The sequence below is a fragment of the Chitinophaga chungangae genome (assembly GCF_017742215.1).
GTDB lineage: Bacteria > Bacteroidota > Bacteroidia > Chitinophagales > Chitinophagaceae > Chitinophaga > Chitinophaga chungangae.
The window spans coordinates 376,235-395,631 of record NZ_JAGHKP010000004.1 but is presented as its reverse complement, the minus strand read 5'-3'; the positions used below and the strand labels follow the sequence as shown (position 1 = coordinate 395,631).

At 53.4% G+C, this 19,397-nt stretch carries 14 protein-coding genes; 6 read left to right on the top strand and 8 right to left on the bottom strand.

The genetic code is table 11. From position 1 onward, the window contains the following. Positions 1–22: 22 nt before the first annotated feature. Entirely contained in the window at positions 23–3,142 is a 3,120-nt protein-coding gene (locus tag J7I43_RS21255; RefSeq protein WP_209147882.1) for a SusC/RagA family TonB-linked outer membrane protein, read from the bottom strand. A 168-nt stretch (positions 3,143–3,310) separates the two neighbouring features. Next, a complete protein-coding gene (locus J7I43_RS21250) occupies positions 3,311–4,342 on the bottom strand; it encodes a GntR family transcriptional regulator (protein WP_209147881.1) in 1,032 nt (343 codons plus the stop codon). Between the two features lie 180 nt (positions 4,343–4,522). On the opposite strand from J7I43_RS21250, the gene J7I43_RS21245 reads away from it, so the two are divergent. The 3 genes from J7I43_RS21245 (at position 4,523) to J7I43_RS21235 (ending at position 8,556) form a co-directional block, all read left to right on the top strand. Next, positions 4,523–6,646: a bifunctional aldolase/short-chain dehydrogenase gene (locus J7I43_RS21245; RefSeq protein ID WP_209147880.1), complete on the top strand. Its 2,124-nt coding sequence runs from the start codon at positions 4,523–4,525 to the stop codon at positions 6,644–6,646. Positions 6,647–6,655: 9 nt separating this feature from the next. After that, positions 6,656–7,996 carry an FGGY-family carbohydrate kinase gene (locus tag J7I43_RS21240; protein WP_209147879.1) on the top strand — a complete coding sequence of 447 codons (1,341 nt, stop codon included), beginning with the start codon at positions 6,656–6,658 and terminating at the stop codon, positions 7,994–7,996. Between the two features lie 260 nt (positions 7,997–8,256). After that, positions 8,257–8,556 carry a hypothetical protein gene (locus J7I43_RS21235; protein ID WP_209147878.1) on the top strand — a complete coding sequence of 100 codons (300 nt, stop codon included), beginning with the start codon at positions 8,257–8,259 and terminating at the stop codon, positions 8,554–8,556. On the opposite strand, the gene J7I43_RS21230 is transcribed toward J7I43_RS21235, so the two are convergent. From J7I43_RS21230 to J7I43_RS21220, 3 genes are all read right to left on the bottom strand, one after another. After that, complete coding sequence (locus J7I43_RS21230; RefSeq protein WP_209147877.1) at positions 8,543–10,129, bottom strand: ABC-F family ATP-binding cassette domain-containing protein; 1,587 nt, start codon at positions 10,127–10,129, stop codon at positions 8,543–8,545. The two genes, J7I43_RS21235 and J7I43_RS21230, sit on opposite strands and share 14 nt — an antisense overlap. A gap of 246 nt (positions 10,130–10,375) precedes the next feature. Further along, a complete protein-coding gene (locus tag J7I43_RS21225; protein WP_209147876.1) occupies positions 10,376–11,029 on the bottom strand; it encodes a DNA-3-methyladenine glycosylase family protein in 654 nt (217 codons plus the stop codon). A 59-nt stretch (positions 11,030–11,088) separates the two neighbouring features. Continuing rightward, on the bottom strand, positions 11,089–11,589 hold the full coding sequence (locus tag J7I43_RS21220; protein WP_209147875.1) for a methylated-DNA--[protein]-cysteine S-methyltransferase: 501 nt from the start codon (positions 11,587–11,589) through the stop codon (positions 11,089–11,091). An 86-nt stretch (positions 11,590–11,675) separates the two neighbouring features. Here J7I43_RS21220 and J7I43_RS21215 point away from each other — a divergent pair, with 86 nt between their 5' ends. Further along, positions 11,676–12,203, top strand: a complete 528-nt coding sequence (locus tag J7I43_RS21215; RefSeq protein ID WP_209147874.1) for a hypothetical protein — start codon at positions 11,676–11,678, stop codon at positions 12,201–12,203. A 10-nt stretch (positions 12,204–12,213) separates the two neighbouring features. Here J7I43_RS21215 and J7I43_RS21210 read toward each other — a convergent pair whose 3' ends face one another. Continuing rightward, positions 12,214–12,477: a cysteine-rich CWC family protein gene (locus tag J7I43_RS21210; RefSeq protein ID WP_209147873.1), complete on the bottom strand. Its 264-nt coding sequence runs from the start codon at positions 12,475–12,477 to the stop codon at positions 12,214–12,216. A gap of 136 nt (positions 12,478–12,613) precedes the next feature. On the opposite strand from J7I43_RS21210, the gene J7I43_RS21205 reads away from it, so the two are divergent. Beyond that, positions 12,614–13,774 (top strand): toxin-antitoxin system YwqK family antitoxin, encoded by a 1,161-nt coding sequence (locus J7I43_RS21205; protein ID WP_209147872.1) that lies wholly within the window; start codon positions 12,614–12,616, stop codon positions 13,772–13,774. Between the two features lie 25 nt (positions 13,775–13,799). Further along, positions 13,800–14,981, top strand: a complete 1,182-nt coding sequence (locus J7I43_RS21200; protein WP_209147871.1) for a glucuronyl esterase domain-containing protein — start codon at positions 13,800–13,802, stop codon at positions 14,979–14,981. A 107-nt stretch (positions 14,982–15,088) separates the two neighbouring features. Here J7I43_RS21200 and J7I43_RS21195 read toward each other — a convergent pair whose 3' ends face one another. Next, the gene (locus J7I43_RS21195) at positions 15,089–17,986 is read right to left on the bottom strand and encodes a discoidin domain-containing protein (RefSeq protein WP_209147870.1); all 2,898 of its coding nucleotides are present in this window, start codon (positions 17,984–17,986) and stop codon (positions 15,089–15,091) included. An 8-nt stretch (positions 17,987–17,994) separates the two neighbouring features. Next, complete coding sequence (locus J7I43_RS21190) at positions 17,995–19,395, bottom strand: DUF5005 domain-containing protein (RefSeq protein ID WP_209147869.1); 1,401 nt, start codon at positions 19,393–19,395, stop codon at positions 17,995–17,997. Positions 19,396–19,397: the final 2 nt, after the last annotated feature.

Genomic DNA, 19,397 nt, shown 5'->3' with positions numbered 1-19,397 from the left:
TTGTGCAGGATTTTAAACATGGTTAAAATGACAAATTCGTTCCGATGATAAATACCCTCGGCACCGGGTAGTTGGAATAATCGATGCCGGGCACCAGCGCGCCGCTGCCGCCTTTACCGATATAATTGCTTACTTCCGGGTTGCCGCTGTATTTGGTGAACAAAATGGCGTTCTGCACGCTCGCGTAAATGCGCGCGCTGGAAATGAACCCTTTTTTCGGGATGGAATAACCCAGCGTGATGTTTTTCACCCACGCGTAATCATTTTTTTCCACCGTCAGCGAGCTTACGTCGCGGAACATCACCCTGCCGCGGCCGGAACCGTTGGTGGTGGGGATGCGCCCGTTGCCGGGCTGCGATTCGGAGCGCCAGCGGTCTTTTACTTCCCTTCTCACGTTAAACACCCCGTCGATGTTGCCGTTGTAGTCGTTGGTGGCATGCAGCCTGTCTGCCCCCATAGACCCCACCACCAGCACCCGCAGGTCGAACTTGCCGTAGGTGAACATATTGGTGAGGCCCCAGGTGAAATCGGGATACGGATTGCCGATGATGTCGAAATCCTGCCGCGGCGTGATCTGCCCGTCGCCATTAATGTCCTTGAAACGGATATTGCCGGGTATCGCGCCGGGAAACGCAGGGCCTTTGTCTACTTCGCCCTGGTTCTGGTAAATGCCGTCGAACACATACCCGAACAGCATCGCCAGCGGTTTGCCTACCATCGTGAAGTTGGTGGGATTGCCCTCGCTGCTGTTGCCGGAATAGATCGGGTCGTTGTTGCGGCCAAGCTTCAGCACCTTGTTGCGGTTGAAGGCGATGTTGAAATTGGTGCTCCAGGCGAAACGCTGGGTTTTGATGTTGAGCGAGTTGATGCCGAGCTCAAGCCCCCTGTTCTCCAGGTCGCCGCTGTTTTCGGTAACGGTGCCGAAGCCGGAAGACTGCGGTATTTCCACCTGCAGCAACAGGTCTTCCGTATTGCGTTTATAAAAGTCTGCGGTAACGTACAGCCTGTCTTTCCACAAACCGAAATCGATACCGATATTAAGCTCCCTCATTTTTTCCCAGCCGAGGTTGGGGTTGCCGAAGGAGTTCATCACGCGGCCGCCTGCAAGAGCGCCGCCCAGCACGTAGTCTGCCGTGCCAATATTGCTCATGTAAGAATAGTTCCCGATGTTGAAGTTGCCGGTGAAGCCGTACGAAGCCCTGATCTTCAGGTCGCTGATGGCGGGAACGGCCTGCATGAAGTTTTCCTGCGAAATCCTCCAGCCCAAAGCCAGTGAGGGAAAGGTGCCCCAGCGGTTGTTCGCGCCGAAGCGGGAAGAACCGTCTGTACGGATCGTGGCGGTAAGGAGGTATTTGTCTTTGTATGCGTAGTTCACGCGCGCGAGGTAGGACAGCAGCACCCATTCCGTTTTATCCGTTCCGCCGGTAAGGGTGGCGGCGGCGTTGAGGGTTTTGATGTCGTCGTCCGGGAAATTGGTGCCGTTGAACAATGAAAAATTTTCTTTCTGCTGCTGTACGGTGTAACCGAGCAGGCCGGTGAAACTGTGATTGTTGCGGTTCAGCGTGTAAGTGAGCGTGTTTTCGTTCAGCCAGTTGAGATTGTCCGCTTTCACCGAGTTGGCGCTGGGAATGCTGGGCGGTGCGGTGTTCACGCCGCCGAGGGTAGACGGGCGGAAATATTCCGCCGCGAGGTTTTGGTAATCGATGTTGATCGTGCTTTTGAATTTCAGGTTGGGAATGATCTCGTATTCCGCGTAACCGTTCATCAGCAGCCGCATTTCACGCAAATTGTTCACCGTTTCGTTCATCAGCATCACCGGGTTGGGCAGACCGAAAGTGCCGGGGCTTTGAATAAAGGCGTTGTAAGAACCGTCTGCGTTGTACACCGGCTCTATCGGGCTGGCGATGCCGAACACTTCGTCGCGGCCTTCACCGCGGATGGAGCCTTTTTTCTGCGAGAAGGTGGGCGCTACGTTCACCCCGATCTTGAATTTTTTGCTGATGTTCGTTTCCACGTTGGCGCGCACGGAATAACGGCGGTAACCGGTGTTGATCATAACGCCGTCCTGGTTGAAATACCCAACGGACGCGTAGGCCCGCGTTTTTTCGCTGCCGCCGCTTACGCTGGCGTTGATCTCCGTCATGGGCGCGGTGCGGGTCACTTCGTCGAACCAGTTGGTGCCTTCGCCGATCAGCGAAGGATTGCGGTATTTCTCCGGGATGTCTGATTCCACGGGCTCACGGCCCTGTTCAAAACGGATCTTGTCTTCGGTAAGCTCTTTCCAGAACTGTGCGAATTCCTGCCCGTTCATCAGGTCCGGGCGGCCTTTTTGCGGTATCTTTTGCCAGCCGGTGTTGGCGGAAACAGATACGACGGGTGCGCCACTGGCGCCCCGTTTGGTGGTGATGAGCACAACGCCGTTCGCGCCGCGGGAGCCGTAAATGGCGGTGGCGGAGGCGTCTTTGAGAATGGCCATCGATTCGATGTCGGCGGGGTTGATGGCGTTCATTGGGTTAGTTACTTCACTGGATGAAGAGGCCAGCGGAAATCCGTCTACCACATACAGCGGCTGGCTGCCGGCGCCCACCGCGCCGATGCCTCTTACCTGCACCTGCGGGCCGCCGCCCGGTATGCCGTTAGACGTATTCACCTGTATACCGGCTACCTGGCCCGCAAGGGCCTGGTCTACACCGGCTACCGGCATATCTTTGATATTTTTCATGGAAACGATCCCCACCGAACCGGTCACGTCTTTTTTCTGCTGGGTACCATACCCCACTACTACCACCTGCGTCAATACTTTGTTGCTGCTTTCGAGCTGAATGTTCACTACTTTTCTGTCTCCTACCAGCACGGTCTGCGAAACGAACCCTATCATGCTGAAAACGAGGGAATCTGTGGGTGCGGCCTGTATGGTATACTTGCCGCTTGCGTCTGTAAAAGTGCCTGAATTGGTCCCTTTGATGCCGACTGTTACACTGGGCAATGGTGAACCTGTGGCGGCGTCTGTTAAGTGGCCGCTGATGCCGGCCTTATTTTGAGAAGAGGCGGGAAATGAAGCGCATAGCAGCATTGACAGGAAAATTCCTGCAAGTGCAAAACGCGGGTTTTTACACCGGTGACGGATCGTGGATTTAGACATAACAATGTGGAATTAGTGTGGCAAAAAGCGAAATCTGGTATCAGACACAATTTAGACGAATGGTTATACATTCCTGTCCTGTTGTGTCCTGTACCGTCCTGTACTGTCCTGCCCGGGCATTGTGTTTGTCTAACGTAACGGGGTATACGTAAATAATGCGGCTTTCCGCTACAGGGAAGGCCTCAGGTTGATATTAAACGGCACTTCCACCTGCGCGCGCGAATGATCGAGGATCAGTTCAGCCGCCACCTCGCCCATCGCCCTGAAATCGGTGGAGATAGTGGTGATGCCGTTGAGTATGAGTTTTTTAAGCGGCGTTTCGTTGTAGGAGATCACGCCAATGTCGCTGCCCACCTGCCATCCGCCGGCCATGATCTTTTCCATCAGCGTCACCAGGTCGTTTTCCCGGATATTGATATATACGTCGCCTTTTTGCATTTCGTCGTCGAGAATATCGGGCACCAGGTGGAACGGGAACGCGTAATTCTGGCAGAATTGCACGAAACCTTCCTGTATCTCTTCGGGGTAATAGGTGTTTTCAGGATAAATGAGTTTCAGCTGCTGGTATTGCTGCAGCCGGTCTTTCGCCTGCTCCAGCGCGCCGTAAATGTCTTCCCGGAAATTCTCGTACACCGCCCCATATTCGCCGGTAACGCCTTTCAGCTTTTTGTCCAGCAAAATGAGCTTCTCTTTCGGAATGGTATTGATCACCTCGTCCACATGCTCCCAGCGCTCGCGGAAATGCGGGAGGATCACCACGTGGGTGTAGTCGTTCACTTTCTGGGAAAGCAGTTTTTTGAACAGGCTGAAATCGCTGTTGTATATATAGAAGTCGATATTGGCATGTTCCCCCAGCCTGTCCGCAAAAGAATCGTAAATGATCTTTTTATGTTCGCTCAGTTTATTAAATAATAGCAGTATCTTATAGGGCTGGCGCGGGTGAGCGTTCTGCACGTAATACCCTTTACCGGGCACGGAGCCGAGCACGCCGATGCTTTTGAGATGTTTGTAGGCTTTCTCCGCCGTATCTCTCGAGATCTCGAAAACATAGCTCACTTCGTTGATGGAAGGGAGAATATCATCCTGCTGCAGCTTACCGTCTGCGATCGTCTGGATGATCGCGTTGGCCAGCTGGTAATATTTGGGCGTGGCGGAAAAATCGTCGATGAAAAGATATTTAAAAACCGGGTGTTGCTTCATACGCTTGCGTTTTCGACGGCCTCAAAGTAAGAAAATAATTGTAAAGTTGCGGAAGGGCATGACAGTGCATGACAGTTCAAAAATTCACAAGTTTTACTTTAGCAACATGACATTCCACGTCATGAATCATGTTCCCCGGCAATCCACGGATCTGCCACAACAAACCTAAAATGCGATCTTATGTCTATAGATAGAACTATCCAATTCAGGCATGTCAGTTACTTATGGGATGAAAAAAAGGCCGCAGCCATGGCCGGCGACGAAGTGGCGTTGCTCATTTACCGTAGTAATTTGCTGGGGGCGGACCTCCGGCTTACCAACTACGGCGGCGGCAACACCTCCTGCAAGGTTCAGGCCAAAGACCCGCTCACCGGCGAGCCCACCGAAGTGATGTGGGTGAAGGGCTCCGGCGGAGACCTGGGCACGCTGAAAAAAAGCGGGCTGGCGGCGTTGTATGTAGACCGCCTGCGCAGTCTTCAGAAAGTATACCGCGGCGTGGAACATGAAGATGAAATGGTAGAACTGTTCAATCATTGCATATTCGACCTCAGCTCCAAAGCGCCCAGCATCGATACGCCGCTGCACGGTTTTCTTCCCTTCGCGCACATCGATCACCTGCATCCGGACGCTGCCATCGCCATTGCGGCGGCGAAAGACGGGAAAAAGATCACACAGGAATTGTTCGAAGGAACGATCGGCTGGGTAGACTGGCAGCGCCCCGGCTTCGACCTGGGATTAAAGCTCAGACAATGCCTCGACGAAAACCCGGGCATCCGCGGCATCATGCTCGGCTCGCACGGACTTTTCACCTGGGGCGATACCGCATATGAAAGTTATATCAACACGCTCGAAGTGGTGGAGCGCTGCGCGCAATACCTTGCGGAGAACACCGGTAAAAAAAGACCGGTGTTCGGCGGTGAAAAAATAAAATCGCTTCCGCAGGAAAAACGCCATGAGCAAGCCGTTGCGCTGGCGCCACTGCTGCGCGGGTATTGTTCTTCGCAGGTGCGTATGGTGGGCCATTTCACAGACGATCCGCGCGTGCTCGAGTTCATCAATTCAAAAGATATCGACCGGCTGGCCCCGATGGGCACCAGCTGCCCCGATCACTTTTTGCGCACAAAAATAAGCCCGCTGGTGCTGGAACTGGCGCCGGACGCAGACCTTAGCGATACGGCAAAAATAAAAGCGTCGTTGGCCCCGCAGTTCGAGGATTACCGGAAAATGTATTCGGAATATTACAAAAGCTGCCGTCACCCGAACAGCCCGGCCATGCGCGACGCAAATCCCGTGGTGGTGCTGTACCCAGGCATCGGGATGTTCACTTTTGCGAAAGACAAACAGACCGCGCGGGTGGCGAGCGAATTTTATATCAATGCGATCAACGTGATGAAAGGAGCGGAAGCAGTGTCGTCGTACACCTCGCTGCCGCGGCAGGAAGCGTTCAACATCGAATACTGGCTGCTGGAAGAAGCGAAATTGCAGCGCATGCCAAAACCCAAAGCCCTCAGCGGCCGCGTGGCCCTGGTAACGGGCAGCGCGGGCGGCATCGGGAAAGCCATTGCCATGAAGTTCGCCGCGGAAGGCGCTGTAGTGGTGATCAACGATAACGATGAAGAACGCCTGGCCACCGCGAAAGAAGCATTCAAAAAAGATTTCGGTAAAGACGTGTTCGCGGCAAAAGTGCTGGACGTAACCTCGGAAAGTTCCGTGAGAAGAGTATTTAATGCCGCCATTCTTGAATTTGGCGGGGTAGACATCGTGGTGAACTGCGCCGGTCTTTCCATCTCCAAACCGCTCGAAGAACATACCGAAGCCGACTGGAACCTGTTGTACGACGTGCTGGTGAAAGGCCAGTTCCTCGTTACCCGCGAAGGCGCGGGCATTATGCGCAAACAGGGTTTTGGCGGCGACGTATTGAATATCGTCAGCAAAAACGCCCTTGTTTCAGGGCCGAACAACGCGGCTTACGGCTCCGCAAAGGCCGCGCAGCTGCATCTCAGCCGCCTCAATGCGGCAGAACTGGGAAAAGACCATATCCGCGTAAATACCGTCAACCCGGACGCAGTGATCTCCGACAGTAAAATATGGGCCGGCGCATGGGCCGAAGGCCGCGCGAAAGCGTATGGCGTAAAGGTGGAGGAATTGCCGGCGTATTATGCCAGCCGTACTTTGCTCAATGAGATCATTGTGCCGGAAGACATCGCCAACGCCTGCTTCGTATTCGTAGGCGGATTGCTCAACAAGGCCACGGGTAACGTTTTGAACGTAGACGGCGGCGTGGCCATGGCCTTTGTGCGCTAAAACGACCGAATGGAAAAAATACCCGTCATAGCCATCTTCGACATCGGGAAAACGAACAAAAAACTGTTCCTTTTCGACGAACAATACCGTATTGTGTTCGAAGAGAGCGTGCGGCTGGAAGAAACGACCGACGAAGACGGCGACGCCTGCGAAGACCTTCAGCAGCTGCGCCGCTTCGTGCTGGACGCGGTGGCCGCGCTGCCCGGGCGGGAACAATTCGACGTGCGCGCGGTGAACTTTTCCACCTATGGCGCCAGCATGGTGTTTATCGACGAAACCGGCCGCCCGCTCACGCCGTTGTACAATTACCTGAAACCTTATCCCCCGTCGCTGCGGCAACAATTTTATGAACAATACGGCGGCGAAACCGTGTTCCCCCGCGTATCCGCCTCTCCCATACTGGGCAGTCTCAATTCTGGCATGCAATTGTACCGCCTGAAATACGAACAGCCCGTGCTGTACAAAAAACTGCAATACGCGCTGCACCTGCCACAATACATGAGCTTTTTGCTTACCAACACCGCCTGCTCGGAGCTCACCAGTATCGGCTGCCACACGAACCTCTGGGATTTCAGGCGGCAGCAATACCACGAATGGACGGAAAAAGAAGGCGTACGCGGCAAACTGGCGCCGTTGCAGCCGTCTGATAAAGTGTTCGGGGGGAACTATCCAACCGGCACGGGCCTGCACGACAGCTCGGCCGCCCTCATCCCCTATCTCGTTCAATTCAAAGAGCCATTCCTGCTGATCTCCACCGGCACCTGGTGCATCAGCCTCAACCCGTTCAATCATTCGCCGCTTACAGACGATGAGCTGCAGCAGGACTGTCTTTGTTATCTTTCTTTTCACGGCAAACCTGTAAAAGCTTCGCGGCTGTTTGCCGGCCGTGAGCATGAATTGCAGGTAACGCGTATTGCCGCGCATTTTTCAAAGAACGAAAACGATTTCCATCATATGCGTTTCGACGCCGCGCTCGTCAGGCAGCTGCATTTGAAATACCCCGATGCCGGTGTTTTTGCAAAACGTGAATTGTCTGCATTCGCCAGCGCGGAAGAAGCTTATCACCAGCTGATGATCGACATTATGGCGCAGCAGCGTCATTCGGCGGAGTTGGTATTGCAGGGCGGAGAAGTGGAAAATATATTTGTAGATGGCGGTTTCAGCAAAAACGAGCTTTACATGCACCTGCTCGCCGCCGCATTCCCGGATAAAAAAGTGTATGGGGCAGACGTTGCACAGGCTTCCGCTATCGGCGCGGCAATGGCCATCCATTCTACATGGAACAAAAAAAATGCGCCGGAAAACCTCGTTACCTTAACGAAATTTGCCGGCGCCATCCCCGTTTCATAATACCTATCCGGCCCGGATTATCCATGGTTGTTTGTAATGCCGCCCCAAAAACACACCCGCCAAGCCATTAAATATTCAAAAAAAAACAAAAAGACCACATCCGTTTAACAGCCGTACTACGGCTGTTAAAACTGCGTGCGAAGAGCGCCGATTACCGTACCTTTGTTGTCCTGGCTCATTAGAAAAACCTTCCCGGCATTGGCCCGGATGTTGATGATAACTACACTGGTGTATCTTTTAACTTTCAAACTAATACGTCTATGATAACCGAACAGTACCCTATCAGCATTTCCTATAATGGCAAAGTATGGCGCCTCCCGGTAACGATCGACCAGGAAGGTATTTTTTACCGCATTACAGTAGACATCGAGGGCACGCGGGTATGTTTCGGCCGTGATCACGACAACGGGTTAAGGCCGCTTAACCACCAGGACGATTTCGATCCGCAGTTCCTGTATCTCATCGCTACCGGCGTTCAACAGCAGAGACTTACCTATAATCCGTACATCGATCATCACGACATACAGCAGCAAATTCCCTCGTTTATTAAAGCTCGATAAAGGTTTTCATTTCCAGTTCTTCCGCCAGGGTTGCGTCGTGCGAAACCAGCAGCAATGCGCCCTTGTAGGTTTTCAGCGCATGAGTGAACACTTCCAGGCTGCTGATGTCCAGGTTATTGCCGGGCTCGTCCAGCACGATCACATCCGGATGCGTGTTGGATACATACAGGCAGCAGATGGTCAGTTTCATCTTTTCCCCGCCGCTAAGCTGCGCGCATTTCTTGTCCCATAACTCAACTCCCAGCTGGTATTGGATCAGCAGCGTTTTTAACGCGGAAGGTTCCAGGTGCTGGCGGTTAAATCGTTCCAGCTGTTCCACCACCGTTTTTTCCGGATCGATAAAACTGTACTGCTGATCGAGGTAAATGATCTGGCAGGGCGCCCGTTCCAGGATTCCCTTTGTGGGGAGTAAAATACCCATGATGAGTTTCAGCAGTGTGGTTTTCCCCACCCCGTTCGCGCCACGTATGGTCACGCGGTCGCCACTGTTGATCTGGAAATCGAGCGGTTCCGGCCAAAGATCTTTTTTGCCATAGGCGAAATTCACGCCCACGGCGTGCACCAGTTTTTTCCCGCGGTGCAGCAAAGAATCCGGGAACCGCAGCTGCAACAGTTGTTCTTTTCCCAATATTTCGCGCTGCTGCTGCAATTCCTTCGAAATGCCGCCCACTTTTTCCGCGTGCACGGCCTGCGATTTCGCGCCGCTTAATTCGGCGCTGTTGCGCATGGTGTTGGCAAAGATCTTCGGGATGCCGCCCTGCCCTTTATCGCGGTCGCGGCCTTCCTGGCGCTGCTTGCGTTCTTTGGACAACTGCGCCTGTTTTTTGGCGAGTTTTAATTCTTTTTCGCGGTGATGAACGTCTTGCTGCAAAGCATTCAATTGTTCTTCGCGGCGCGCTTTATAAAATTCATAATTGCCCCCGTACAGTTCCAGCTTTCCGTTCGCCAGCGCCAGCGTTGTATCGTTCAGCTGCAACAGGGCCCGGTCGTGGCTTACCACCACCAGCGTGCCTTTGTATTTTTCGATAAAGCGGTACAACTGCTGCCTGCCCCGCATGTCGAGGTGATTGGTGGGCTCGTCCAGCAACACGATGGGCGGTGCGTTCAGCTCCATACCGGCAAGCATTACACGCGTTTGTTCGCCGCCGCTGAGCAGCCGCATCGGTTGCGTAGGCAATACGTGCTCCAGTTGCCAGTCTGCCAGCGCCTTCAATACTTTTTCTTCAATATCCCATTCATCCGCCAGCGTTTCAAAAAATATTTCGTTCGTTTCACCGCGAAGAATGGCCTGCAGCGCCTTCATTTTTGCATCGGCATACAATGCTTCCGCGACGGTTTGCTGCTGCAGCCAGCCCAGTTGCTGCGGCACGTAGTATGGCCGGGAAGATGCCGTCACCGAGCCTTCGGAAGGCGCCAGCCTGCCGGCCATGATCTGCAGCAGCGTGGATTTTCCCGCACCGTTGTTGCCGATGAGGTTTACATGACGCCCGCTCTCGATGGAGCAGTTGAGATGTTCGAACAGGAGTGTACGGTCGTTATGATAGTAGGTAATATCGTGCAGGATAATACTCATACAAGCGGGTAGTTTAAACAGTCAATAAAAAAATATAACCGGGGCGCATCGCCCGAAAAGATCAGCATCCGAATGGATCAAAAGGAAAAAATCACATATTCACTAAGTTTATCCCGGCAAAGGCTTGCCTGGTGAGCCTTTGAAGGCCCGTTATTCAAAAAGGAGACTGAATAATTACTTAGTAATTTTCACTGGAGGACGTTTTATGTGAGTTGCAAAGATAGGGATTTTTTGAAAAACGGCAACTTACACCACCGCCGTTTTCTTCTTCACGGGTTTTGCTCTCAGGGAAAGATAATAGTGCCACAACAGCATGGTGGCGACCGTGCGAAAGGGCTGCCAGGCGGCGGTGATGCCGAGCAGCTTTTCTTTTGAAATGTCTTTGGGAAGTTGTTTGACCTGTTTCAGCGCGTTGACTGCGGCCAGGTCTCCGGCGGGGAAAATGTCCGCGCGCTGGAAAACGAACATCAGGTAAATGTCTACCGTCCAGTTGCCGAAACCTTTTAATGCCATGAGTTTTTCGCGCGCTTCGTGGTCGGGAAGCGTCGCCATGGCAGCGGGGCTGAACTGCCCCGTTTGAATGGCGGCGGCCAGCGCCCGTGCGTACGATGTTTTCTGGCGGCTGAAATAACACGCTTTCATTTCTTCGTCCGTCAGTTCCAGCAATTTTTCCGGCGTTACTTCAACGATCCTTTCCCGCAGCTTGTTAAGCGCCGCCAGCGCGGAAGCCAGCGACACCTGCTGCTCCAGGATGATGTGTATCATCGATTCGAAAGTGTTCGGTCTTGTCCACATCGGCGGGTAACCGTAGGTTTTGACGATAAACGCCAGTTCGGCGTCTTTCACCGCCAGCTCGTCGCAAATGGCGTGAAAATTCTCTGCTGAAAAGGTTTGCAACACTGATCACCGGGTTTTCTCAAAGATAACGATCCTTTCCGGGTAATGCCGGTTGCGTGTTTTCAAAAAAACGTTCCCGTCGTTTCCGCGCTTTCGAGCCGCAGCAGTGCAGCCTTGTTTTCCAATCCGCCGGCAAAGCCTGTCAGTTGGCCCGAAGCGCCGATCACACGGTGGCAGGGCGCGATGATGGACACAGGGTTTTTATTCACCGCGCCGCCCACTGCGCGCACGGCGGCCGGTTTGCCGATCTGCCGGGCGATCTGGCCGTACGTTCTCGTTTCGCCGAAAGGAATGGTGAGCAGGGCTTCCCAGATCTGCTTCTGAAAACCGGTTCCGGTAAGATCGAGGCCGATGGAAAACGAACTGCGCCTGCCGGAAAAATATTCATTCAGCTCGCGCTCGGCCGCCAGCAATACCGGGTGTTCCGACATTTCCGCGCCAGCGGGCACTTTCACGCGCCGGGGATCGTCGTGCTCCCAGAGTACGGCCGCCAGGCCTTTTCCGCCCGCGATCAGCGTCAGTTTCCCTACGGGCGAGGCCATTGTTTTGTGATAATATTCCATGGTCGTATTTTTATACAAAATTACCGGCTTCCGTTTTCCCGGGAAACCCGGTTCTTGCTACATTTACACGACCAAAATTTTACCCCATGCAGTTCCCCGACCCCAACGTAGAAACATTGCTGCAAAGATTTCAACCGGCCCTTGGCGGCGATTACGAAAAATACAGGAACCACGTCTACCGCGTTTTAGCGAACTGCCTGCTGCTGGACGACAATGCAAACGTCCCGACCTACGCCATCGCCGCGGTATTTCACGATATCGGCATCTGGACGGACCATACCTTCGATTATCTCGCGCCTTCCATCGCACAATTACGGGCCTATTTCACCGAAACCGGACAGGAAGCGCTTTTGGAGGAAATTTCGCTGATGATTTCCTGGCATCACAAAACCAGCCGGTATACAGGGCCTTTCGAAAAAACGGTGGAAACCTTCCGGGAGGCGGACTGGACGGACGTTTCGCTGGGGTTAACGTCATTCGGTATCCAACGGTCGCAGCTGAAAGCCATCCGGGAAAAATTCCCCAACCGCGGATTTCACTGGTTTCTCCTCCGGCAAACATTCCGCAATTTTTTGAAACACCCGCTGAATCCTTTGCCGGTATTCAAAAAATAAGCACCCGTTTTTAAGGTTTCTTCGCCGCGCCCGGTTTTTGGAAATAAAGGGAGGATATTTTGTGGAGTTTGTCTTCGAACAAGCGTTGATGCCGTTCCGCCTTCATTTCCCGGAGGCAGTTGGCGCAAAGGCAGTCCGCATAACGCGCTGAAATATAATCATGGTCTTCCTGGCTCAGCTCCACTGCAGAACACTGGCAGAGCAGGATAGAACCGACCTTGCATTCGAAACCGCCGTTGCAGCGGGGGCAATATTTCCGTTCGTGCTCGCACATAATAGTCGGTAATTTACATGTAACGGGTTATTTCAGCAAAAAAATTCGCCTGTCCGCAGGTTCGGCAGGATTAGGCTTTATTTTAACCCCATAACGGACGGAAATACTATATTAGTCCTGCCAAATCCCTGCATTTATGAAATATACCGTGATTTTGACCCTCACGTTGCTGCTGACCGTACGATTTTCGTACGCGCAACAGGAGCAGAAAGTAGCATATATCGTCGATTCGGTCACTGTTGTGCACGACCCGGAGCCGGGCAATGAAATTCTCCAGGACGATATTGCGGACGTTACCATCATCAAAAACAAGGATACGCTGAAACTCCTGGGCTTTGAAAACTTCGACGCTGCGGCTTACCTCTTCACCAAAGCATACCGCAGCCGCCCTGAAGAGATCCGGAAAATCCCTTCCACCTACCAGATGAAAAAAACGGACAGCCTCTGGTACTTCCGCGACGCCCCGTACACCGGCCCCGTCATCAATTATTATTACAGCGGCAAAAAGTTCCAAGAAGGCACATTTAAAGACGGCAAGGCCGAGGGCACGCGCAAAATGTATTTCCAGAATGGTAAGGTTTTAATGGAACGCTCCTACAGCAATGGCCGGGAACACGGGCTGGAACAGGAATATTACCGGAACGGCGCGCTGAAACAAAAAGGTGAATTCGTTAACGGCAAAGAAGAAGGCGTATGGGAAATATACTTTCCGAACGGGCAGATCAAACAAAGAAGCACATTTAAAAACGGGCAGATCGACGGCGAAACGACCATCTATTATTCCAGCGGCAAAGTGCTCGCGGTGGAAGTCACCAAAAAAGGAAAAACTTCGCCGGACAAAAGGCTGGACAAAATCCACGATGCATTGAAAAAATCGCAGGCGAAATACCGCGAAGGCGACACCAAAACTGCGCTCAAATACTGCACAAAAGCGATCGAGACAGACAGCACCTATGCCGAAGCATACTTTAACAGGGGCACGATAAAACTGAACAATTTGCAATTTGACGAGGCCATTGCCGATTTCGACAAAGCACTTTCCATCGAGCCATATTTTTATAAAGCGATGACGAACCGCGCATACGCGAAGATCAGGAAATGCCAGTTTTCCGGCAGTCGCCAGCTGGGAAGCACACATGGCGTGCGTGTGCTGGCCACCAAAAAGGACACAAAAATCCCGGAGCAGGAACTCACCCTGATATGCGGCGATCTGAAACAGGCATATTTCCTGGGCGACGATCAACAGTCGGTGACCGACGGGCTGGCAGAATTTTGTGGCGGCGTAAACGCTCAATGAGTATTTTAGCGTAAATAATTCCCGTATGAAACGACTTTTCTTCGTTGCCCTGTTATTCTGCAACGCAACATTTGTTTTCGCACAACAATACGATGAATCGAAAGTGCCCGCCTACACGCTCCCCGACCCTTTGCTGACCCTTTCGGGACAGGCGGTGAAAGACGCACGCACCTGGGAAAACGCGCGCAGGCCGGAAGTGCTCCGGTTATTCGAAGACAATATTTACGGGCAGATGCCGCGTGATTTCGACAGCATCCGTTTTATCACAACGCGGGAAGACGCGCGGGCCATGGGCGGGAAAGCCTTGTTGAAAGAAACACGCATCGACGTGTACCGCGGCGGGCAATCCGTTTCCATCCATCTCACGCTTTTTGTGCCTGGCAAGGCTTCACGACCGGTACCGGTTTTCCTGCTGATCAATAACCGCGGCAAAAACAATACGGACGCGGATAGGAAAACCAAAAGCCCGTTCTGGCCCGCCGAAATGGTGACGGACAGCGGTTACGCCATTGCGGCGTTCCACGTCAGCGATCTTGCGCCGGACGATGCTTCCGCTTATGCAAGCGGCTTGCTGCGCCTCTATCCCGAACAACTACGCGCGCCTAACGGCATGAAGGCCATCGGGGCATGGGCATGGGGCGCTTCGCGGGTGATGGATTATTTTATGAAGGAAAAACTCGTGGATACCAAAAAAGTCGTGCTGGTGGGGCATTCCCGCGGGGGAAAAACATCGCTTTGGGCGGCGGCGCAGGACCAGCGTTTCGCCATCTGCGTAACCAACTGCTCCGGCAACACCGGCGCCGCGCTGGCACGCCGGCAATTCGGCGAGCGCATCAAAAGGATCAACACCAGTTTCCCGCATTGGTTCAGCGACAACTACAAAAAATACAACGACCGGGAAAATGATCTGCCGGTAGATCAACATATGCTGATCGCGCTGATCGCGCCGCGGCCTGTGTACGCTACCAACGCCACGAAAGACCTTTGGGCCGATCCCACCGGCACCTTCCTGTCATTAAAGAACGCTGAAAAAGTTTTTGCTTTATACGGGCTGCGCTCGGCGCTTCCCGCCGCACCGCCGCCGGTGAACCAGGCAGTGGAAAATTCCATCCTCGGTTATCATAACCGGGAAGGCGTGCACGACATGACAGAATTCGACTGGCGACATTTCATCCGTTTCGCACGCATTCATTTTGCGAAGAAATAATATCCGCGGGAGGTGGAAAAACAATGGGAATGGCCTCGTATTTCCGGGCGCGTGAACGTACAAAAAAAGCCCGCTATCGCGGGCCTTTCGGTAAAGATACAGGGTTTTCACCGGTTAAAAGGCGTTACCAATAATTTATATTTCCCGTCTTTGAGTAGTTTTTGTTCGAAAACGATCTCCACATTCCTGCTTTCCCCTTTGAACAAGGTGAAATAGTTGTCGTTCATCACGGCGGGCAGCACGCGCTCCCCGTTATCGGCCCTCACCAGCTGCACATGTACGGCGAATGCCGGGTTTTTCGACGGGTTGGTGACCGTAGCGGTGAGATAACTGCTGTCACCTTTGTTTTCCAGGTGCGAAGTTACTTTCAATCGTGCAGCGGGCATTTTTTCGAGCGCCGTGTAATCCGCCGTGCGGGCGCTTCTCCAATAAAAGTTCTCCGACTGCAGCTTACCCTGTGCGTCCTTCAGCAACAAGCGGATGAACTGCACGTCCGGCAAACCTTTTTTCCTTTTCCCAAACACTTCGAATTCGTACAGCGAATAACCCCATTCCGTACCGCGCTTGCGGCCCAGCATGCGCACGTAGCGGGCTTTTACGGGTTTGAAGGAAATGGTTTCCAGTCCGCCTTTCGCCGTGTCGGTAACGTATACGTCTTTCCATTTCCGCGCATCGTCTGACACCTGCAGGTTGTACGCGCTCGCATAAGCGGATTCCCATTGCAGGGTCACGCTGCTGATCTCCTGGCTCGCGCCCAGGTCTACGTACACCCATTCGTTATCTGAATAACCGCTGCTCCAGCGCGAGCCCGTGCTGCCGTCCGCCACCGCCGAAGCGGCGCCGCTTTCCGGGGAAGACGAAGAAACCGTCGCCTGTTTTTTGAATGCAAGATTGCCGATATTAAAATTCAGGTCGAAACAATGCGTGGCCGCATTGGACGGCGCGTTTACCGAAGCTGTTCTGCCGAACGGTTTCGCCGGCGAGCCATCCAGGCCGTATACGATCGCTTCGGCCTGCAGCCCTTGCCGGTTCTGCAAAGTAGTGTTGATCACCTTTACGGAATTATCGGCGGCGCTCCATTGGATGTGCAGCGGCTCGCAGGCCTTTTTTACGCCCCAGTATGCGCCGGTGAGATCGTAATAATAATCGTAGGTCTGCCAAACGAGGCTCGGGTAAGCGCTCTGGCTCATCCAGGTCATAATGCCGGACGCATCGCTCCACATATGATGCAGCCAGCCCTCGTACATGGCCTTGTTCGTCTCGATGTTCAGCAGCTGCGCTTTCCGGCAGTAATCTTCGATGCCGGTGGCTTTGCCGTAACTTTTATTGACCGCATCGTCGTACCGGTCCGGGCCGGCGTTGGCGGCGGAAGGACCGAAGAAATGCAGGTCCCACATTTTATTGCGCGGCCACCAGCTGGTATCGGGCATAAATTTTTTGAAACTTTCGAAGGACGTGAACACGGCCGTTCCGATCTCTGTGCGCAGGCCCCAGCCGGGCGTTCCGCCAAAACCTCCGGGATATTTCGTGAAATACCAGGCGGGCATAAAATTCGTCCATGGACCGCTGCCGGTGAGACCGTCGGAATGCGAGTTGGCCTGGTACAGGCGGTCGCCCCCGTCGAAAACGGCCACATTCTCTTTCAGCCAGCCGTTCAGCGGTGGCAAAGGATATCCTTCATTATCGCCGCACCACACGGCAATACTGGGGTGATTGCGGAGCCGTTTGATCTTTTCCACCGCGTTTTTGTTGAATGCAAATACATCGCGCGGCAGGTTGGGATGCGAATTAAGCCAGAAATCGTCCCACACCAGGATGCCGTATTTATCGCAGGCGGCGTAAAATTCTTCGTCGGTAGTGCTGCCGATCCAGTTACGGACCATATTGAAGTTCATTTCCTTGTGCAGCTTCAGTTTCGTGTCGTATTCGTTTCCGCGGCAGCGCAGCATGTATTCAGACATTCCCCAGTTTCCGCCCTTGATAAAAATTCGTTTGCCGTTGATGTGAATGTGCAGCACGCCGCCCAGCGTATCATAACTGTATTGCCTTACGCCGAAATCGATCTTTTTACTGTCGGATACATTTTCGCCCATCGTAAATTTCAGCTCGCAGGTGTAAAGCGGCTGATCGCCGTAGCCATTGGGCCACCATAATTCCGGGTTTTCAATTTCGGGGTGAAACGAAACATGCTCGGTCTGCCCCGCCTGTATTTTCACCTTTTTCGAAAAACGGATATCGCCCGGCTGTACCATGCCAGACACAATGCCCTCCTGCACTTCAGCGGAATGGTTATCCAGTTCCATGCTGATGTCGAGTTTGGCGCGGGAATTGTCCGGCAATGCCGTGCGCACCCAGGGATCGGTGATGTTCACAGACCCGGATGCGCTGAGGGATACATCGTCTGTAATGCCCATGTTCAGCCCCGGCACATACGGCATCCAGTCCCAGCTGGCGCTGGAAATATACGTCGGGCTGGAATAATTCACGATGGGCGTGCCCGGCCAGCCTACAAGCAGCGCCAGCACATTCGGTTTGCCGGCCTGCAAAATACCGGTCACATCGAACTTGCCGCGGTCCATAAAACCATCGAGCGAACCGAGGCGCCGGCCGTTCAGGAATACTTCTGCTTTGCGGTTCACGCCTTCAAAATTCAGCCAGCGTTTTTCCCCGCTTTTTCCTGCCGCGGGCGTAAACACCGCACGGTACCAGAAATCGCGGTCGTATTTTGTTTTGTCTGTTTTGTAAATATTATCAGCGAAGTTGGGATCTTTTTCGAGCCCCGCTTCCACGAAAGAACCGAATACCGTTCCCGGCACAACTGCCTTCACCCAGCCTTCGTCGTTGTAAGCCACAGTATGTAGATTGGCCTCCATGGACACTTCGGACACCGCCTTGATTTTCCATTTTATTTTATCACTATTTAAACTGACCCTCTTTTCCTGGGCGCCCGCCACCAGGCCAGCCGCCATCAGCAGGCACAACAATCCCTTTCCTTTTTTAAACATGCTTTTGATTATTTCCAATTAAATACGCGAACGAAATACGGCCTGTAACGGTCCGCACTGCCGGGTTTGTTAAAGTTGGTGGAGAAATCGTGGGTGTTGATGTTGTAGGAGATCACCAGTTCCCCTTCCCTGCTCAGCGCATGATGCACAAAAGCGTTGTAGGTGAACATATCTCCGGTGTATTTTTCAGGAACGCGGTACAAGGTCCGTTTGTTCGTCCATGGCCCAACGGGCGTCGTCGATTCGAAGATGTAAATATCCAGCCCGAAAATGATCTGCTGCGATACGAGGTAATATTTGCCGTTGTCGTAAAACACGTTTGGCTGCGAAATGTCGCTGCACACGTTGTATTTCACCGGCGTTTCGCTCCAGCCGTTCCCGTCGTAATATTCCCATTTTCCGCTCATATCGCCCGCCACACGCGCCACGTACATGAAGGATGTTAGAAAACCGCCTTCAGTGGCGTACATGTAAGTATAACCATCCGGCGCTTTCATGCTGCCGGCGCTGTAGTTGGCAGTCAGGTCCTTGTCTTTCACGATCCGGTTGAGCTGCATAGACGGCAGGTCGAAGATCGCGAGGTCTGTGCTCACATGCAGAAAGTCCCACATCCCGTTCCCCGTTTTTTTCACATGGCTCAGCAACATCTGGAATTTACCATCGTGCACCTGCCCGGCGCCGGGCCAGTACCAGTCCTGGTCTTCAGCCGCATCGCCATATTTGATCCAGGTCTGGCTTTCCACGCCGCGGCCGGGATTAAGCTGTACAAAACTTTGCAGCGACGTATCCAGCTGAAGATGCGCGGCGTTGCGGCGCATCACGTTGTTGGTGCGGTTGCGGTCTGCGCTCACGGAACCGAAAAAGCTGTCCTGGAACGACCAGATAATGCGCCCGTCCGGCAACAGCACGGAATAACAGCCGTCGCCGCCGTTCCAGTTCTGGTAACGCGTGAGGTATTCGTTATAATCGAGATCGCTGTAAACGTTCACGCGGGAATCCCACCGGCCGTTGCTTTGCAGCAGTTCGAGGCGCGGACCGGCAGGCTGGTCGTTTTTGCTGAGGATGCGCACGTACCAGTATTTTACCGCGCCGGATTCGGAGGTAACCCTGTATGCATAACGGTTCCCGTTGGCCGCGAAATTCACTTTCACCCCTTTCGCCGGCAACACTTCCGCCCCTTTGGAAACGGTCACCAACGGGCTTACCGCGCTGAGGTCGGGCTCATTTTCCACCCATACGGTGATGGTGGCGGAATCCGGGCCGTTCACGATCTCCGCTTCGCCTACCTGGTGCTCCGGCAGCCGGAAGGAAATAACGGCGCGCTCCTGGCTGAGGTATCCGTCCAGCGGGCTTTTCATGCAGGAGGTCAATATACCTCCGGCTATCAGCAGGAATATCATTTTGTTCATGT

Coding starts and splice junctions, on each gene's coding strand:
- J7I43_RS21255 (WP_209147882.1), bottom strand. CDS start 3,142: ATGTCTAAATCCACGATCCGTCACCGGTGTAAAAACCCGCGTTTTGCA.
- J7I43_RS21250 (WP_209147881.1), bottom strand. CDS start 4,342: ATGAAGCAACACCCGGTTTTTAAATATCTTTTCATCGACGATTTTTCC.
- J7I43_RS21245 (WP_209147880.1), top strand. CDS start 4,523: ATGTCTATAGATAGAACTATCCAATTCAGGCATGTCAGTTACTTATGG.
- J7I43_RS21240 (WP_209147879.1), top strand. CDS start 6,656: ATGGAAAAAATACCCGTCATAGCCATCTTCGACATCGGGAAAACGAAC.
- J7I43_RS21235 (WP_209147878.1), top strand. CDS start 8,257: ATGATAACCGAACAGTACCCTATCAGCATTTCCTATAATGGCAAAGTA.
- J7I43_RS21230 (WP_209147877.1), bottom strand. CDS start 10,129: ATGAGTATTATCCTGCACGATATTACCTACTATCATAACGACCGTACA.
- J7I43_RS21220 (WP_209147875.1), bottom strand. CDS start 11,589: ATGGAATATTATCACAAAACAATGGCCTCGCCCGTAGGGAAACTGACG.
- J7I43_RS21215 (WP_209147874.1), top strand. CDS start 11,676: ATGCAGTTCCCCGACCCCAACGTAGAAACATTGCTGCAAAGATTTCAA.
- J7I43_RS21210 (WP_209147873.1), bottom strand. CDS start 12,477: ATGTGCGAGCACGAACGGAAATATTGCCCCCGCTGCAACGGCGGTTTC.
- J7I43_RS21205 (WP_209147872.1), top strand. CDS start 12,614: ATGAAATATACCGTGATTTTGACCCTCACGTTGCTGCTGACCGTACGA.
- J7I43_RS21200 (WP_209147871.1), top strand. CDS start 13,800: ATGAAACGACTTTTCTTCGTTGCCCTGTTATTCTGCAACGCAACATTT.
- J7I43_RS21195 (WP_209147870.1), bottom strand. CDS start 17,986: ATGTTTAAAAAAGGAAAGGGATTGTTGTGCCTGCTGATGGCGGCTGGC.
- J7I43_RS21190 (WP_209147869.1), bottom strand. CDS start 19,395: ATGAACAAAATGATATTCCTGCTGATAGCCGGAGGTATATTGACCTCC.